Below are 14,239 nucleotides of genomic sequence, written 5' to 3' on the forward strand. Positions count from 1 at the left end.
AGACATCGGAGAAACCGCCCTCATCACGGGCTGTGCCCTCAAGGATGGTTCTCCGACTGACCCGTTCGTGTGTAGCGGAAGCAGAGCGAAGCATCTCCGCAAAGAGATGCACACAACCCTGAAACGACTCCAAGAGCGTGACGCATCCGAGTGGCGGATTGAAGACCGCTTCTCGCACTACCAGAACGCGCTCACCGACATCGTGGAGAAAGCGTCTCGGCACGCCGTCGAGTACGCCAAACGGTTCGATAACCCGGTGTTGGTGATGGAGGATTTGACGTACATCCGTGAACGGCTCGACTACGGGAAGTACATGAACCGTCGGCTTCACTCGTGGGCGTTCGCCCGACTGCAAGGACGCATCGAGGACAAGGCGGCGGAAGCAGGTATCCCGGTCGAGTACGTGAATCCGGCGTACACGTCCCAGACGTGCCACTCGTGCCACCGTATCGGTCGGCGGGACTCGCAGGCCGAGTTCCGGTGTCCAAACGACGACTGCCACGTTTCGACGTTTCAGGCCGACATCAACGCTTCCGCGAACATCGCACGACGGATTGACCCGTGGGGAGAGAGCGTCCCGCTTGACAAGGCGGAACGCGATGACTCACCTCGGGATGGGAGCGGTTGTGACACCGCCACGACTCACCGTGAGAAGAGCGCACCCGCGCAGATGACGCTCACGGCCTACGAAGAGTCGAAACCCTCTGCCAGCGACGACTAACTGGTATTCCCCATGCGTGGGAAGCCTCGCCGTTTACGGCGAGGAGGATGTCACTCGCCGCGGCCGGATACGTCGCTGGCCCTCGGCACGTCGTCGGTTCGATTCTCGTCGTCTCGCTTCCGTGGGTCCCGGCTATCGGTCGTCCGCGCGTCACGGCCATCTGTCGTTCGCCCGCGGCCGTCGGTTTCCGGTGGGCCACCGTCGTCCGGCGTGCTACCGTTGTCCGGCGGGCCGTCGCCGCCGGACTCGAAGCGACCGTCGTATCGCTCCCGGCCGAAGAAGCCCCGGAGCGCCATCGTCGTGCCGACGTAGGAGGCCGCGACGAGGACGAGGAACCCGAACAGCAGTTCGAGGAGCATCGTCTCACCCCTCCACCTCCGCGAATGTAAATTCGACGGAGGGCGGCCGCGAGACGAACGCCGGAGCGCCTTTGGCGACGCGGGCCGTCGCCGTTCGCATGGGGGAGACAGATTCGTTCGCCGACCGCATCGACCGCGTGCTGGTCGCTGGCGCGACCGGGGGTACCGGCCGGGAGATTCTGCGCGTGCTGAAAGCGACCGACCTCGAAGTCGTCGGCCTGACGCGCTCGCTGGACAGTCGCGGGGAACTCCTCGCTCGCGGGGCCGACGAGGCAGTCGTCGGCGACCTGCTGGAGGCCCGCGACGCCGCGCGCGCCGTGCGGAGCTGTGACGCCGTGCTGTGTGCGGTCGGGACCGGACCGTCGCTCGACCCGTTGTTGGGCAAACCGCTCGTGGACGGTGAAGGCGTCCGGAACCTCGTGAACGCGGCCGTCGCGGCCGACTGCGAGGAGTTCGTCTTCGAGAGTTCCATCGGCGTCGGCGACTCGGCGTCGGGGATGCCCGCGCCGTTCCGGTTCGCGATAGCGCCCATCCTGCGCGCGAAGAACGACGCCGAGGCCGCGCTCCGGTCGTCGGGCCTGCGATACACGATTCTACGACCCGGCGGGCTGACCGACGGACCGGCGACCGGCGACGTGCTGGTCGGCGAGGGCGGCGCGACCGTCGGCGGGTCGATTCCTCGCGCCGACGTGGCCCGACTGATGGTCGCGGCGCTCTCGACGCCCGACGCCGCGAACCGGACCTTCGAGGTCGTCGCGCGCTCGGGGGTCCGCGGGACTCCTCGTGGACTGGTCGAACTCGACTGGACGTATCCCGACGACCTCGAACCCGTGGAGATAGACATCGACGACGAGGCCCGAGACGAAGCGTAGTAGCGTCTCAAGCGGTAGAAAACGGAGTGCAATCGAAGCCCGAGGAGCCGACCCGTCGGCCTCAGATGGCGTTCGAGGCGTGGAAGCGGTCGACCGACCAGCCGGTGACGCCATTGTCGTACTCTATCTTCCACCACGTGTAGCCGTCTTCCGTGATGTAGCCGTCCTGCACGTAGCCGACTTCGCCGACCGGGTTGGTGTGGACGACGTTGTCGCCGATGGCGGGGTCGCTCCGGACGTTGACGCTGGCAGTGGTGACGACGCCCTCGCCGATGCCGAAGCGCGTGCCGAGCGTGGTGCCCTGCACGTAGTTCATGTAGGTGCCCCAGTCCCACGTCGAACCGGGGTCGGTGTGGCTGTTCCAGCCGCAGTCGTTGGGGTCTGGCACCTGATGATGGCCGATGATGCCGCCGACGCCGTCGTAGGGGTCGCAGGGCGCGACGCCCGACGGGCGAGTGAGGGGGATGTTGAACTTGTCCGCGAGGTAGCGCACCGTCTTCGCCGACGAGCGGTAGAGCGCGTCGGTGAACGTCGTCTGGTCGGTGTACCCCTCGTGTTCGAAGCCCAGCGACGTGTCGTTGTACCCGCCGTTCCCGGCGTGCCAACCGATGTCGTCGCGGTTGAGCATCTTCGTAATCTCGCCCGTGCCGTCGTTCTCGATGACGTAGTGAGTACTCACGTTCGAGGCGGGGTCCTTGAACCAGCTGATGGTCCCCTCGTAACTGCCTTCGGTGACGTGGAGGATTATCCAGCGTACGTCCGAGGGACCGCGGTTGGCCGCGCTGTAGTTGCTGGGGTCCGCGGCCTCCCACCGCATGTCGGGTTGGGGAGAGTACGCGCTCGCGGAGTTCGATGCGCCGAGGAGACCTCCCGTCGCCGCCGCGGAACCGGCGAGCTTCAGGAAGCGTCGTCGTGACGGTGCCATTGCGTTCACGTATATTTACTACGAACAAAAATAATTTTTGGCTAGACGTAGTCGAAAAATACGGAGAGCTTCGTTCTTCGGCGACGCGTCGCCGAACGCCCGTGGCAGGCGACGCTACCCGGAGCCTATCGGTCGAGGAGTCGAGCGTCGAGAGAACGGCGGAAACGACGAGAATAGCACAAACGGCGAAAGCGATGGAACCGGCGGAGGCTCCCGAGCGTCAGTCGGCCGCGACGGGGGTTCGACGCTCGTCGGTCGCCATCTCGACGACGTTATCGAAGAACCCGAGCGTGTCGTGCGGACCGGGGTTGGCCTCGGGGTGGTACTGGCGAGTCAGGACTTGCAGGTCGTCGCTCTCCAGTCCCTCGGCGGTGTCGTCGTTGACGTTGACCTGCGTCACGTCGAGTTCCGGGCCGGGGTCGGCGACGGTGTAGCCGTGGTTCTGGGTCGTCATGACCACCTTGTCCGAGCGCAGGTCCCGGACCGGTTGGTTGACCCCGCGGTGGCCGAACGCCATCTTCTCGGTGGTGCCGCCGAGCGCGCGGGCGACGATTTGCTGGCCGAGACAGATGCCAGCCAGCGGGACCTCGCCGACGAACTCCGAGACGAGCGACTGGGCGGCCTCGAAGTTCGCGGGGTCGCCCGGACCGTTCGACACGAAGAGTACGTCGGGTTCGAGGTCGGCGACCTCCTCGGGCGTCACGTCGTAAGGCAGAACGTGGACCGTCGCGTCGCGTTCGAGCAGCGACTCCACGATGGAGCCTTTCGCGCCACAGTCCACCAGCGCCACGTCGGGACCGTCGCCCGCTCCGTCGGGAGAGTGGGTCTCGTGTTGGGTGACGCTGACCTGCGAGCCGATGTCCGTGTGGTCGCTCATGCCCGGACAGTCCGCGAGCGCCTCCTTGGCCTTCTCGGGGGAAGCGTCGGGACCCGCCGAGATGCCGCACTTCATCGCGCCGCCCTCTCGAATCTGGCCCACGAGGTCGCGGGTGTCGAGTTCGTCCACCGCGGGGACGCCCTCGCTTTCGAGCCATTGGGCCACGTCGTCGGTGAGTTCGCGCGCGACGACGGCGCGGGGGTGGACCCGCTCGTCCTCGAAGCGTTCCTCTCGGACGCCGTAGTTTCCGATGAGCGGGTACGAGAACGTGAGGACCTGCTCCTCGTAAGAGGGGTCGGTCAGGCTCTCCTCGTAGCCGGTGTACGCGGTCGTGAATACCAGTTCGCCGTGGGACGTGCCCGGAGCGCGACAGCGCGCCTCCACGACGCTGCCGCCTTCCAGTGCGACGTATGCGGCCGACATTACGAGATTCATACGGAATCCCCCGTGATAAACCTTGCTTTCGTAGCGAGATTACGAATTTCGTAATCTCCAAGTGGGTCCCCCGTCTACCTTCGCATCTCTATGGACGAACTCGACCGTGAAATCCTCTCCATCCTGCGACGAGACGCCAGAAAACCGTACACGGAGATCGCCGAGGAGGTCGGTACCAGCGAGGGAACCGTCCGCAACCGCGTCGAGCGCATGACCGACGAGGGCGTCATCGAGCGGTTCACCGTCGCCACCCGGACCGGAAACGTGAAGGCGATGATAGAACTCGACGTGGCGGTGGACGTGAACACCTCCGACCTCGGCGCGCGCGTCGCCGACTGGGAGCAGGTGGACTTCGTGTGGCAGGTCTCGGGCGAGGAGGACATCGTGCTGGTCGTGGACGCGGCCGACACCCAGAGCGTCAACCAACTCATCACGAAGGCCCGCGAGTTGGAGGAGGTCGTCAACACGAAGACGCGCCTGATTCTGGACGAGAAACTGGGATAATCGAAAGAGCGGCCTCGTTGAAATCCGCTGCTGCGGAGAGGATGGAATGCCGATGCGCAATTTAGAGCGTGTATTGGGCAACACAGTGAATCGACCTACTGCTTTCGTTGAGACGGACAAACGACCGAATTGTTTTGCAGACAAACGACGAAGCGACTGATATGAACGACCCGACCCCACCCGTCCCCGAACGATTCGACGATATGCACTGGAGTATGATGATATTCTGCCTCCTCCTCTTCGCCGTACTCGTGGTATTTTGGGCATCTGTTCTTCTCGCAATGATTTAATGGCGACTGACCCTCTCCCCCTAAGTTCGCACCACGAATTGCGCTCGCCATCTCCTAACAGAACTAAACGGCTTCAACAGAGCCGAACGAGTACAAACCGGGTTCGACGGTCGAATCGCCCCGTTACGAAAATCGGATTCGGGAACGCGCCAGCGGTCGGTCACTTCGGCGGCTTACCGACGCCCGGCGTCTCCAGCCATTCGGGACTCTGGAGATACCCCTTCTCCTCGTGAACTCGCCGATAGAGCGACCGGAGCGCGCGATTGAACGGTCCGCGGTGGACCTTCGGGCTGACCCGGCCGTCGCGGATGGCCGCGGCGACCGATTCGGGCGTTAGGTCCTCGGCCTCGATTTCGGTGTAGGCCCGACCGACCTCGACGGGGTAGTGGGCGTCGCTCCCGCCGACCAGCGGCAGGTCGTGGCGGTCGGCGAGTTTCCGGACCCACTCCTCGGTTCGGGGGTGCTTGCCGTTGACCTCGATGGCGTCGAAGTCGGCATCGACCTCCCGGACGGTGCTGTTGCGATACGGGTGGGCGACGATGGCCGCACACCCCCTGTCGTGGGCGAGTTCGACGGCCTCCTCGGGCGAGAGGTCGCCCGGTTCGGTCCGAGCTGGCGGGTCGGGACCGACCACGAGGACGTGGCCGTGGGTCGTCGTCACCTCGATGCCGGGTATCGTCGCGGCGAACAGTCCGCCCTCGCCTCGTCGCCCTTCGTCCGGTTCGCTCCGTCCCGGTTTACCTCCGCGCGGTCCGGCCTTTCCCGGTTCACCCCCGTCGAAGTCGAACGCCCGGTAGTAGTCGTGGTTGGTCGTCGCTACCCCGTCCAAGCCTCGCAACGCGGCGGCCCCCGACAACAGTCTGACCCCCACCGGGTCGTAGTAGTCGGCGAGCCGCTCGTGCCCGTGGAAGAACCGCGTGTGGGCGTGTAAATCGACTTCGTACACGACGGTCATTAATAGCCGGTAGACCTTTGACTTTCTGCCCCCAATAACGTGTCGTATGGCCGAGATTTGGGGGGTACTCGCAGGCCGAGACGCCAGTTCCGACACCCGTCGAGGAGGGCGCGTCGTCGCCGACGACCGAGCGGAGCGGGGCCGACTCCTCGCGGACGGCGGCATCCGGGGCGACCGGATACTCGTACTCAACCCCGTCAGCGGGAACGGCGACCACCGCGAGGAGGTCCGGCGGTTGGCCGACCGGGCGGGGTTCACCGTGCTGGAGACCCACGCGAGCGGCGAGGCCGTCGCCTTCGGCCGACTCGCGGCGGCGGCCGGGGCCGAGTTCGTGGTCGCGGCGGGCGGCGACGGGACCGTCAACGAGGTGGCCCGCGGACTCGACGCCGCCGACGCGCTGGGCGAGGTGACGTTCGGCGTCGTCCCGACCGGTACGGGCAACAACTTCGCCGGGAACCTCGGCATCGAGAGCGTCGAACACGCCTTCGAACTCCTCGCGGACGGCGAACGGCGGCGCATCGACGTGGCGACCGCGACGGAGGGTGAGACGGGACCAGAAAACGAGACCGAACCCGAGGACGAGGAGGCCGCGGAACTCTTTTTGAACTCCTGCATCGCGGGGCTAACCGCCGAGGCCAGCGCCTCGACCTCGCCGGAACTCAAGGACAGACTCGGCGTGCTGGCCTACGTCGTCACCGGACTCCGGACGGTCCGGGAGTTCGACGCGCTTCCGCTCGCGGTCGAGGCGGACTGTCCCGGCACCGAGAAGACGTGGACCGGCGACGCAGTGATGGTCCTCGTCGGTAACGCCCGCCGGTTCCCCACCGAAGGCCGCTCGCAGGCCAACTGCGAGGACGGCCTGCTGGAGGTGACCATCATCGAGCGGATGCCGCCCGCCGACCTGCTACAGGAGGCCGCGGTCCACCGCCTGTTCGGCGACGAGACCGAACACGTCACTACCTTGCTCGCGTCGGAACTGCGGGTGGACGTGCGCCGGGACGACCCGGTCGGGTTCAGTTTCGACGGCGAGACCGCCGAGTACGACTCGTTGACGATGGAGACCCGTGAGCGGGCGGTCGAGATTCCGGTCGGCGAGGGCTACGAACCCGACCCGGAACCGAAGTGACGCGTGGCGGCCGAAGTGACGCGTGGCGGCCGAAGTGACGCGTGGCGGCCGAAGTGACGCGTGGCGGCCGAAGTGACGCGTGGCGGCCGAAGTGACGGGGTCGTCGGAGTCAGGCGTCGAGTCGATACCGATACGGCGACGACTCGACGACGGTCACGTCGCCGCGCCGGGCGCGTCGCCCGAGGACGGTGGCGACGCGGTGGGCGCTCTCGAACGATTCGCCGCGGGCGTCGAGCAACTGGAGGATTTCGCGCGCCGTCAACGGCTCGTCGGTGTCGGTCTCGGCGAGGACGGTCCGAATCCGGTCGTACTCCCTCGCGGACTGGGCCATGTGTCTGTCCGTTCGTGGGGGAGACACGCACTTAACGCTCAGTCAGACGAGCGTCCGACGATTGGGCGTCCGATGAATGGATATCGGCTAAGTAGGCGTCTGCCGATTTGCGAGTCGGGGTCCGGGCGAACGCCTAGTCAGGCCGCCGTGTCGTGCGGGCCGGAGAAGTCGCGTTCGCGGCGGTACTGCTCGACGAACTCCGACACGTCGAAATCGAGCATGTCGTCTTCGAACTGGGCCATCGCCGAGTCGTCGTCGGCGTGGCTGACGGCGTGTTCCATCAGTTCCACGACGAGTTCCACGACGATTTCGTGGAGTCGCCGGGAGTCGAAGTCGGTCACCCAGACCAGTGCGTAGCCCACGTCTTGGTCGTCCTCGACGTTCTCGCTGACGACCTCGCCGGGGAACTCCTCCAACACGACGCCCATCACGTGGGCGGTGCCGAACTCGCCGAGGTCGTCGTCGGTGTCGATGGTCGCCCGGAGAACGTCAACGAGGAACTCGGGGACGAACCGGGAGGGCGGATGCACGTCGGTCACGACGGCGTGACTCGCCCCGCAGTCACAGTCGTACTCCCGCATCCCCATGTCGAGGTCGTGGACGTAGACCGACTCGCCGCACGGGAGGTCGAGTTCCGCTCCGCGACCGCCCGGAACGCGCGGTTCTGCCATGCGATTGCGTTGGAGTTTCGCGCGTTTAAACGCCGCGACTCGGCGCTCGCTCCGTTTCGCGACCGCGATTCGTGTCCGGCAAAGATTCAAGTACGAGTCCGGGACAACCTCGGCCCGACAACAGCATGGCGAAACGAATCTGCATCTCCCGGAAAGCCCACGAACGACTAAAGGCGTACAGGGACGACGGCGAGACGTTCTCGGAGGCGATTCTCCGGGTTACGACGGACTAACCGAAGGTTGAAATACAAACGGGCGACCAACTCGGCCTGCGATGAACGGAGCCGATACACGCCGATGGCATTCGAACCGGGAAAAGACTGAAAGTTCGCGCACACGACTCTTCAGCCGTGTCTAAGAGCGTCCGTCTCTCCGAGGAGGCCTACGAGCGGTTAGAGACACTGCGACGGGAGGACGAAACGGTCTCGGATGTCGTCCTCCGCCTCGCTGGCGAACAGTCGCTCCTCGAACTCGCGGGTATCCTATCCGACGAACAAGCCGACGCGCTCGAAACCGCCGTCGAAGAGCGCCGACGCCGACGACGCGGCGAGCTCGAATCCATCACCGACGAGATGCGGACCGACGAGACGAGGACGCGATAGCGTGCTGTTCGATACCGCGTTTCTCATCGACCTCATGCGGGGCGACGAGGCCGCCGTCGAACGAATGTGTGAACTGGAATCGCAGTTCGTTCGCCAGCGTATCTCGGCGATGACGCTGTTCGAGTTGTACTACGGCGTCGCACGCTCGAACCAACCCGACGACGAGCGCGAGACGGTCGAGAAGGTCCTCGAAACGAAACCGGTACAGCCAGCCGACACCGCCGTCATGCGGCGCGCGGGTCGCGTCTCCGGCGAACTAGAAAACGACGGGACACCGGTCGCGGACGGAGACGTAATCATCGGTGCGACCGCACTGACGGTAGACGAAGCCGTGTTGACGAGAAATCTCGCCGATTTCGAGCGAATGCCCGGAGTGACCGTCGAGACGTACTGACTCAGGGCCAGTCGTCGCGCTGGTCCTCGTCGGGTTCGTCGTCCTCCTCGTCCGCCTCGCTGGCCAGTTGCCACTCGGCGGCCTCGGCGGCGTCGCCGATGTCGAGGAACTCCCACTCGTGGTCGTCGGCGAGGTCGCGGTCCTCGTCGGTCGTGCCGACGAAGACGTGGCGGTCGGTGTCGAACTGCTCGCGGACGCTCTCTAAGCTCTCGCCTTTCCCCTTCGGGCCGGAGAAGAAGTCCTGTCGGATGCGGTTCTTCCGGGTGAAGTTGGTGACGACGTAGGTCGGCTTGTCCGAGACCACGCCGACGTACTTGCTCCACCTGCGCGCGTCGTCGAACACCGCGCCGGGTTCGGCCAGTCGCTCCAGCGCCGAGAGTTCGAAGGCGAGGGTCATCTCGCCGCTTCCGTTCATATCTCCTACTCGGCCGGTGGCGGGCAAAACGGCTTCGGTACGGAGTCGCGCACTGCCATCCGAAAGAATCAGCTCACGCGAGTTCGATTCGCAGGTATTCCGAGAACACGACGACCGGTTCGTCGGCGAGTTCGGTCGCGACTTCGGGCGTGACGGCGGCCGAGCCACTCCTGTCGTGTTCGGCGAGCAACTGCTGGACCTCCTCGGAGAGTTCGTCGAAGTGCCGGACAGGGGCACCCGCCGGGAGCGTCGTCGCGGGGCGAACGCGGACGGTCCGCCCGTCGCTGTCGGTTCCGGAAATCGTGTTCGAGGACATTGTGTTACACGATACCAAATGCCGTGGAGTATGTTAAACCTTCTGGTGGTCGGAACTTACAGGTCCGACGGGTAGATATTCCACGTGCGGAGCAGATACGAAGGCAGCTCGAAAAATACGGCGCGCTCGACGGCCGACGGCGGGGTTTCAGAAGCGGTAGCCTTCGTCTTCGTCGCCGAGCGAGCGCTCGGTGGTCTCCATCATCTCGTCGGCGAACTCCATCTCGTCGCGGGTGTCGCTCTCCATCGTGGTCTGGTACTCCTTGATGCCGAGCGAGAGTACCTCTTCGAGGGCCTCTTGGCGGTCCACGAACTCGTCTTGGGTGACGAGCTGGTCGATCTGCATGTCCACGTCGTCCGACAGAGAGATTTCGAGTTGGGGCATGTACGTCCGGTAGCGGTTCCAGCCACTACAACGTTTGGTTGCCCCGACGTTCGGCCGCGAACTGCCGCGAACGGGGCGACGAGGCCGTCTCGGTCAACGAGAATCGGTACACTCGACCGACGAGGAGCGACGCGCTCGACGGACGGCGACCAAGGCTTTGGGCGTCCGGAGCCTGTTTCGTGTATGGCCAGCGTTGACGCGCATCTCCGGGACCTCGCGTCGCTCGCAGACGAACGACTCGACGAACGGACCGGTTCCGCGCCCGAGGAACACGAGTATCGCGAGGCGTTCGAGGAGCTACGCGCGCTCGGCGGCGAGTCGGCGGTGGACCGACTCGCCGACGACCTGAAGCGGTCGCTCCGGAAGTCAGAAACCCTACCACAGGAGCAGTCGGTGCGGTCGCTGGGCCGGGATATCTGCGAGGAGAACGGTATCGAAATTCCCGACGACTCGTGGTTCGCGCGGTGAGCGAACTCGTCCGGCCGGGGCGAGTCGGGGAAGCGACGAGACGAGCGGTGTCGAGTCCGAGTGTGGCGAAGCGCGCTACTGTTCCTGCGGAATCGCCAGCTCTTCGGGGTCGAAGTCCTTCTCCAGCAGGGTCTCCTTCTGGTCGGCGACTTCGGCCTCTTGGCGGATGAGGTCCTTGTACTTGCCCTGCGGGGCGATGTCGCCGATGAGGACGCCGCCCACGAGCTTGCCGTCCTTGAACGCGAGGCGACGCCACTCGGTGTCGCTGTACTTGCGTTCGCACTCGTCGTCGCCCAGCGTCGGGAAGCCGAAGCTGAGGAACGGGAAGTCGAAGTGGGTGATGGAGTACGACGACACCCAGCGGAACGACTCGGTTTCGTCGTCGGCGACCATGTTCTTCGCGGCGATCTGGCCCTGCTCTTTCGCACTGCCCCACGAGCCGTTCTGGGCGTACTCGTCGAGGATGGTGTCGTAGTAGCGGGTGATGTCACCGGCCGCGTAGATGTCCTCGACGTTGGTCTGCATGTACTCGTCCACGACGATGCCGCTGTCCTCCTCGATGCCGGTGCCTTGGAGGTACTCGGTGTTGAAGTTCAGGCCGATGGCGACGCCGACGAACTCGCTGTCGTACTCCTCGCCGTTGGCGTCCACCGTCGAGACGACCTGTCCGTCGTCGTCGGTCCGGAACTCCTCGACGCCGCTTTCGAGGACGGGTTCGACGCCCTTCTCTTCGAGCGCGTCGTGGATGATTTCCGCGCCGTCGAGGCTCAGGCCGTAGCGCCACCAGCGGTTGCCCCGCATGATGTACTTGGCGTCCACGTCTTGGGCGGCACAGACCGCCGCGAGGTCGATACCGAGGAGACCCGCACCGACGACGACGCCGGTGTCGGCCGCGTCGGCGTTCTCCTGAATCTTCCGGGCGTCTTGGAACGTCCAGAAGTGGTGGACGCCCTCGGCGTCGCTGTTCTCGACCGGAAGCTGGGTCGGCGTCCCGCCCGTGGCGACCAGCAACTTGTCGTACTCGAACGTGCCGCTGTCGTGGGTGTGGACCTCGTGTGCGTCGGGGTCCACGTCGGTCACGAACGTGTTGAGTTCGAGGTCGATGTCCCGCTCGGCGTACCAGTCTTCCTCGTGGATGGAGATGGGCGCTTCGGGCAGCTTTCCTTTGGCGAACTCTTTGATGAGGATGCGGTTGTACAGCGCCTCACCTTCGTCTGTGATTACGGATACGTCGGCGTCGGGGGCCTCCTCGCGGATGGTCTCGGCCGCGGAACTGCCCGCGATACCGTCACCGATTATCACGTACGACTCGCTCATAGCCGAATCTTCATCTTCGGGGTTAAAGTCGGTTGCTATCTCGGTATTGTGCCAGACATTCACGAACAACGTCTGTGGGAGTCACTAGCAGACAGACGAGCTTTTGAACGAGGCGTCCTAACCACCGTTCGATGAAGATAAACCAGAACGTCCGCCATTTCGCCTCGCGGAAGGCGCTGGAGTTGCCGGTCGTCTCCGACATCGTGAAGGAGAAGCTCGTGGACCTGCACACGCGCATCTTCCTCGAAAAAGCCGACGAGGCCCACCGCGAGGAGCGCCGGGAGCGACTCGACGCCTTCTTCGACGCGACGATGGACACCTATCTCGCCGCGCTCCAGCAGGGCGCACCCGAGGCCGAGGCCCGCGAGATAACCCACATCCAAGCCAACTTCGATTTCTACAACCACGGCTGGACCGAGATGATGGAGTTCCCCAGCGACGAGTTGGACGACCACTACGACCGCTACCGGGAGTTCTTCGATCGCCACGGCATCGCCATCGAGGACCCGCTCGGCGAGTTCCTACCCGCGGGCGGCATCCCGGACGCGCCCTCAACGCCCGAGAAGTTGGACGAACCGGAACACCCCTACGCCGAGGGCGGCTTCGCCGACGACGTGTACGTGCAGGGTCCCGACGGAGAGATTCAAGTCGGCGGACAGGACGAACCCGCCGACGTAGACGTGACGGACGCGCCCGGCGTGGACGAGGACGCCGAAGCGTAGTCCGACCGACTGCCGACGGAGATTCCCGATTTTTGTTCACCCCACCGATATTGAAAGAACGCTACATTTCACGTCCTTTAGATTTTGTTTCGTCTTCTCGGAGAAGATGTAGAGAAACGATTATAACAGGTGAGTAAATTGTGGGAATCGAACCCGATGGCTGGATTCGAAATCGAAGCCGACCGAACGGAGAACCGACTGCACATGGAGCTACGCGGGTCGCTGGACCAAGCGCAGGCCGAGGAGGCCGTCGAAACCGTCGAACGGGAGGCCGCCAAACTCTCGCCGGGGTTCGACGTTGTGAACGACATCTCGGAGTTCAAGCCCCTCTCCCAAGACGTGGCCGACACTATCGCGGACGGTAAGGAGATTCTGGCGGCCAACGACGCCGCGGCGCTCGTGCGCGTCACGGGCGATTCCGCGCTGGGCGACATGCAGTTCAGTCGCGTCGGCGGCGACGAGGGTTACGAAGTCACGAAGGCCGAGACCGTCGAGGAAGCGGAAGCGAAGCTCGGCGACCGGTAAGTTGCCGCTCGAACCGACGATACTTTTTGCTCGACCGTCTGCACGTCACTACCGACTACTTCCACGAAAATTCGGCGGGTCGGACTTCCTTCGAGAAGGCCTCACGCTTCGCTTTCTTCGTCGTCTTCCCCCTCGCCCGTCGCCTCGTCGGCCGCATCTCTGGCGGTCGATTCGGCCTCCTCGACTCTCTCCTCTGCCTCGTCCGCGGTGTCGGCGGCCTGCTGCATGTCGTCGGAGACTTCCTGCCCGCTCTCCTGTACGCGGTCGGCGGCCGTCTCGCCGCGCTCTCGGACCTGCTCCGCGGCGGCTTCGCCGCCTTCCTGCACGCGGTCGGCGGCCGTCTCGCTCCCCTCCTCGATTCGGTCCGCGGCCTCTCCGGCGGCGGCCTCGGTTCGCTGGGCGGCCTCGCCCGAGCGGACGGCCGTCCGGTCGGCGACCTCCCGGACCCGGTCGGTCGCGCGGCCCACGGTTTCGCCGACCGACCCGGACTGTCTTCGCACCGCGTAGCCGACTCCGAGGGCGATACCGAGCAGGAACAGTTTCGAGAGGGTGCCCCGACCGTCGCTCTCGCCCGCGCGCTCTGTGCGGTCGCCGGTCGTCAGTCGCTCGCCGTCGCGGTCTCCCCGCTCTCGGGCCTCTCGGTCGGTGGTCGCCCGGAGCGTCGCGCCGACCAGACTGCCGACGGCTTCCGTCGCTCGCCCGCGAGTCTCGGACCCACCGACTCCGTTCCCACGCGCCCCGCCGAGATAGTCGAGTACGGCACTCAGATCGACGAGAAGGAACGGTCGGACGGCCGGGCGGCCGTCCGAGGAGGTTCCGTCGGACTCCTCGGTCGCTTCCAGCAGGACTTCTACGACACGCACCAGCGGGTCGCGCACGCTGTCGTCGGTCGATTCCGTTCGCGCCGCTTCGGTCACGTCTGATAATCTGTTGCTCATCCTTGTCCCCTCCCGTTGGTAGGCGAAAATCGCTGAAAAGTATTCTGGGCGCTTTCCGGCCGCTGGGGCGCTTATCGGGCGATTTCGTCCCT

Annotated in this window: 21 protein-coding genes; 10 read left to right on the plus strand and 11 right to left on the minus strand. The window is 65.1% G+C overall.

Annotation, left to right across the window (positions count from 1 at the left end; genetic code table 11):
• Positions 1-721 (plus strand): RNA-guided endonuclease TnpB family protein (locus EPL00_RS13515; RefSeq protein WP_162224221.1); only part of this gene is annotated, 721 nt, incomplete at its 5' end.
• 50 nt (positions 722-771) lie between these two features.
• Here EPL00_RS13515 and EPL00_RS13520 read toward each other — a convergent pair.
• Positions 772-1,080 carry a hypothetical protein gene (locus EPL00_RS13520; RefSeq protein WP_135853869.1) on the minus strand — a complete coding sequence of 103 codons (309 nt, stop codon included), beginning with the start codon at positions 1,078-1,080 and terminating at the stop codon, positions 772-774.
• A 98-nt stretch (positions 1,081-1,178) separates the two neighbouring features.
• On the opposite strand from EPL00_RS13520, the gene EPL00_RS13525 reads away from it, so the two are divergent.
• The gene (locus EPL00_RS13525; protein ID WP_135853870.1) at positions 1,179-1,952 is read left to right on the plus strand and encodes an SDR family oxidoreductase; all 774 of its coding nucleotides are present in this window, start codon (positions 1,179-1,181) and stop codon (positions 1,950-1,952) included.
• Positions 1,953-2,013: 61 nt separating this feature from the next.
• Here the strand turns inward: EPL00_RS13525 and EPL00_RS13530 are convergent, their stop codons facing one another.
• Positions 2,014-2,877: an N-acetylmuramoyl-L-alanine amidase gene (locus EPL00_RS13530; protein WP_135853871.1), complete on the minus strand. Its 864-nt coding sequence runs from the start codon at positions 2,875-2,877 to the stop codon at positions 2,014-2,016.
• Between the two features lie 220 nt (positions 2,878-3,097).
• On the minus strand, positions 3,098-4,177 hold the full coding sequence (gene carA / locus EPL00_RS13535) for a glutamine-hydrolyzing carbamoyl-phosphate synthase small subunit (protein WP_135853872.1): 1,080 nt from the start codon (positions 4,175-4,177) through the stop codon (positions 3,098-3,100).
• A gap of 102 nt (positions 4,178-4,279) precedes the next feature.
• On the opposite strand from carA, the gene EPL00_RS13540 reads away from it, so the two are divergent.
• Both EPL00_RS13540 and EPL00_RS24060 read left to right on the plus strand, forming a co-directional pair.
• Entirely contained in the window at positions 4,280-4,693 is a 414-nt protein-coding gene (locus tag EPL00_RS13540; RefSeq protein WP_135853873.1) for an Lrp/AsnC family transcriptional regulator, read from the plus strand.
• A gap of 161 nt (positions 4,694-4,854) precedes the next feature.
• Entirely contained in the window at positions 4,855-4,983 is a 129-nt protein-coding gene (locus tag EPL00_RS24060; RefSeq protein WP_274380998.1) for a hypothetical protein, read from the plus strand.
• Positions 4,984-5,143: 160 nt separating this feature from the next.
• On the opposite strand, the gene EPL00_RS13545 is transcribed toward EPL00_RS24060, so the two are convergent.
• Positions 5,144-5,929, minus strand: coding sequence for a PHP-associated domain-containing protein (locus tag EPL00_RS13545; RefSeq protein ID WP_135853923.1), 786 nt, complete (start codon positions 5,927-5,929; stop codon positions 5,144-5,146).
• A 55-nt stretch (positions 5,930-5,984) separates the two neighbouring features.
• Here EPL00_RS13545 and EPL00_RS13550 point away from each other — a divergent pair, with 55 nt between their 5' ends.
• Positions 5,985-7,064, plus strand: coding sequence for a diacylglycerol/lipid kinase family protein (locus EPL00_RS13550; protein WP_135853874.1), 1,080 nt, complete (start codon positions 5,985-5,987; stop codon positions 7,062-7,064).
• A 109-nt stretch (positions 7,065-7,173) separates the two neighbouring features.
• On the opposite strand, the gene EPL00_RS13555 is transcribed toward EPL00_RS13550, so the two are convergent.
• The gene (locus EPL00_RS13555; RefSeq protein ID WP_135853875.1) at positions 7,174-7,395 is read right to left on the minus strand and encodes a hypothetical protein; all 222 of its coding nucleotides are present in this window, start codon (positions 7,393-7,395) and stop codon (positions 7,174-7,176) included.
• Between the two features lie 137 nt (positions 7,396-7,532).
• On the minus strand, positions 7,533-8,066 hold the full coding sequence (locus EPL00_RS13560) for a DUF5815 family protein (RefSeq protein WP_135853876.1): 534 nt from the start codon (positions 8,064-8,066) through the stop codon (positions 7,533-7,535).
• Between the two features lie 350 nt (positions 8,067-8,416).
• Here EPL00_RS13560 and EPL00_RS13565 point away from each other — a divergent pair, with 350 nt between their 5' ends.
• A complete protein-coding gene (locus EPL00_RS13565; protein WP_135853877.1) occupies positions 8,417-8,668 on the plus strand; it encodes an antitoxin VapB family protein in 252 nt (83 codons plus the stop codon).
• 1 nt (position 8,669) lies between these two features.
• Entirely contained in the window at positions 8,670-9,062 is a 393-nt protein-coding gene (locus EPL00_RS13570; RefSeq protein WP_135853878.1) for a type II toxin-antitoxin system VapC family toxin, read from the plus strand.
• A gap of 1 nt (position 9,063) precedes the next feature.
• Here the strand turns inward: EPL00_RS13570 and EPL00_RS13575 are convergent, their stop codons facing one another.
• The 3 genes from EPL00_RS13575 to EPL00_RS13585 all read right to left on the minus strand — a co-directional run bounded on the left by EPL00_RS13575 (position 9,064) and on the right by EPL00_RS13585 (position 10,177).
• Entirely contained in the window at positions 9,064-9,477 is a 414-nt protein-coding gene (locus tag EPL00_RS13575; RefSeq protein ID WP_135853879.1) for a DUF7124 domain-containing protein, read from the minus strand.
• 73 nt (positions 9,478-9,550) lie between these two features.
• Complete coding sequence (locus EPL00_RS13580; RefSeq protein ID WP_135853880.1) at positions 9,551-9,793, minus strand: hypothetical protein; 243 nt, start codon at positions 9,791-9,793, stop codon at positions 9,551-9,553.
• A gap of 147 nt (positions 9,794-9,940) precedes the next feature.
• Complete coding sequence (locus EPL00_RS13585; protein WP_135853881.1) at positions 9,941-10,177, minus strand: DUF7120 family protein; 237 nt, start codon at positions 10,175-10,177, stop codon at positions 9,941-9,943.
• 183 nt (positions 10,178-10,360) lie between these two features.
• On the opposite strand from EPL00_RS13585, the gene EPL00_RS13590 reads away from it, so the two are divergent.
• Complete coding sequence (locus tag EPL00_RS13590; protein WP_135853882.1) at positions 10,361-10,645, plus strand: hypothetical protein; 285 nt, start codon at positions 10,361-10,363, stop codon at positions 10,643-10,645.
• Between the two features lie 75 nt (positions 10,646-10,720).
• On the opposite strand, the gene EPL00_RS13595 is transcribed toward EPL00_RS13590, so the two are convergent.
• Complete coding sequence (locus tag EPL00_RS13595) at positions 10,721-11,962, minus strand: NAD(P)/FAD-dependent oxidoreductase (protein ID WP_135853883.1); 1,242 nt, start codon at positions 11,960-11,962, stop codon at positions 10,721-10,723.
• Between the two features lie 131 nt (positions 11,963-12,093).
• Here EPL00_RS13595 and EPL00_RS13600 point away from each other — a divergent pair, with 131 nt between their 5' ends.
• Positions 12,094-12,684, plus strand: coding sequence for a DUF6149 family protein (locus EPL00_RS13600; protein ID WP_135853884.1), 591 nt, complete (start codon positions 12,094-12,096; stop codon positions 12,682-12,684).
• Positions 12,685-12,813: 129 nt separating this feature from the next.
• Positions 12,814-13,209: a hypothetical protein gene (locus EPL00_RS13605; RefSeq protein WP_135853885.1), complete on the plus strand. Its 396-nt coding sequence runs from the start codon at positions 12,814-12,816 to the stop codon at positions 13,207-13,209.
• Between the two features lie 101 nt (positions 13,210-13,310).
• On the opposite strand, the gene EPL00_RS13610 is transcribed toward EPL00_RS13605, so the two are convergent.
• Positions 13,311-14,147, minus strand: coding sequence for a hypothetical protein (locus EPL00_RS13610; protein WP_135853886.1), 837 nt, complete (start codon positions 14,145-14,147; stop codon positions 13,311-13,313).
• Positions 14,148-14,239: the final 92 nt, after the last annotated feature.

Source organism: Halorussus salinus (assembly GCF_004765815.2).
Lineage (GTDB): Archaea > Halobacteriota > Halobacteria > Halobacteriales > Haladaptataceae > Halorussus > Halorussus salinus.

Bases quoted from the DNA above. Each gene is read 5' to 3' on its own strand.
- EPL00_RS13595 (WP_135853883.1), bottom strand. From the start codon at position 11,962: ATGAGCGAGTCGTACGTGATAATCGGTGACGGTATCGCGGGCAGTTCC.
- EPL00_RS13600 (WP_135853884.1), top strand. From the start codon at position 12,094: ATGAAGATAAACCAGAACGTCCGCCATTTCGCCTCGCGGAAGGCGCTG.
- EPL00_RS13555 (WP_135853875.1), bottom strand. From the start codon at position 7,395: ATGGCCCAGTCCGCGAGGGAGTACGACCGGATTCGGACCGTCCTCGCC.
- EPL00_RS13520 (WP_135853869.1), bottom strand. From the start codon at position 1,080: ATGCTCCTCGAACTGCTGTTCGGGTTCCTCGTCCTCGTCGCGGCCTCC.
- EPL00_RS13585 (WP_135853881.1), bottom strand. From the start codon at position 10,177: ATGCCCCAACTCGAAATCTCTCTGTCGGACGACGTGGACATGCAGATC.
- EPL00_RS13610 (WP_135853886.1), bottom strand. From the start codon at position 14,147: ATGAGCAACAGATTATCAGACGTGACCGAAGCGGCGCGAACGGAATCG.
- EPL00_RS13530 (WP_135853871.1), bottom strand. From the start codon at position 2,877: ATGGCACCGTCACGACGACGCTTCCTGAAGCTCGCCGGTTCCGCGGCG.
- EPL00_RS13540 (WP_135853873.1), top strand. From the start codon at position 4,280: ATGGACGAACTCGACCGTGAAATCCTCTCCATCCTGCGACGAGACGCC.
- EPL00_RS13550 (WP_135853874.1), top strand. From the start codon at position 5,985: ATGGCCGAGATTTGGGGGGTACTCGCAGGCCGAGACGCCAGTTCCGAC.
- carA (WP_135853872.1), bottom strand. From the start codon at position 4,177: ATGTCGGCCGCATACGTCGCACTGGAAGGCGGCAGCGTCGTGGAGGCG.
- EPL00_RS13575 (WP_135853879.1), bottom strand. From the start codon at position 9,477: ATGAACGGAAGCGGCGAGATGACCCTCGCCTTCGAACTCTCGGCGCTG.
- EPL00_RS13560 (WP_135853876.1), bottom strand. From the start codon at position 8,066: ATGGCAGAACCGCGCGTTCCGGGCGGTCGCGGAGCGGAACTCGACCTC.
- EPL00_RS24060 (WP_274380998.1), top strand. From the start codon at position 4,855: ATGAACGACCCGACCCCACCCGTCCCCGAACGATTCGACGATATGCAC.
- EPL00_RS13580 (WP_135853880.1), bottom strand. From the start codon at position 9,793: ATGTCCTCGAACACGATTTCCGGAACCGACAGCGACGGGCGGACCGTC.
- EPL00_RS13590 (WP_135853882.1), top strand. From the start codon at position 10,361: ATGGCCAGCGTTGACGCGCATCTCCGGGACCTCGCGTCGCTCGCAGAC.
- EPL00_RS13525 (WP_135853870.1), top strand. From the start codon at position 1,179: ATGGGGGAGACAGATTCGTTCGCCGACCGCATCGACCGCGTGCTGGTC.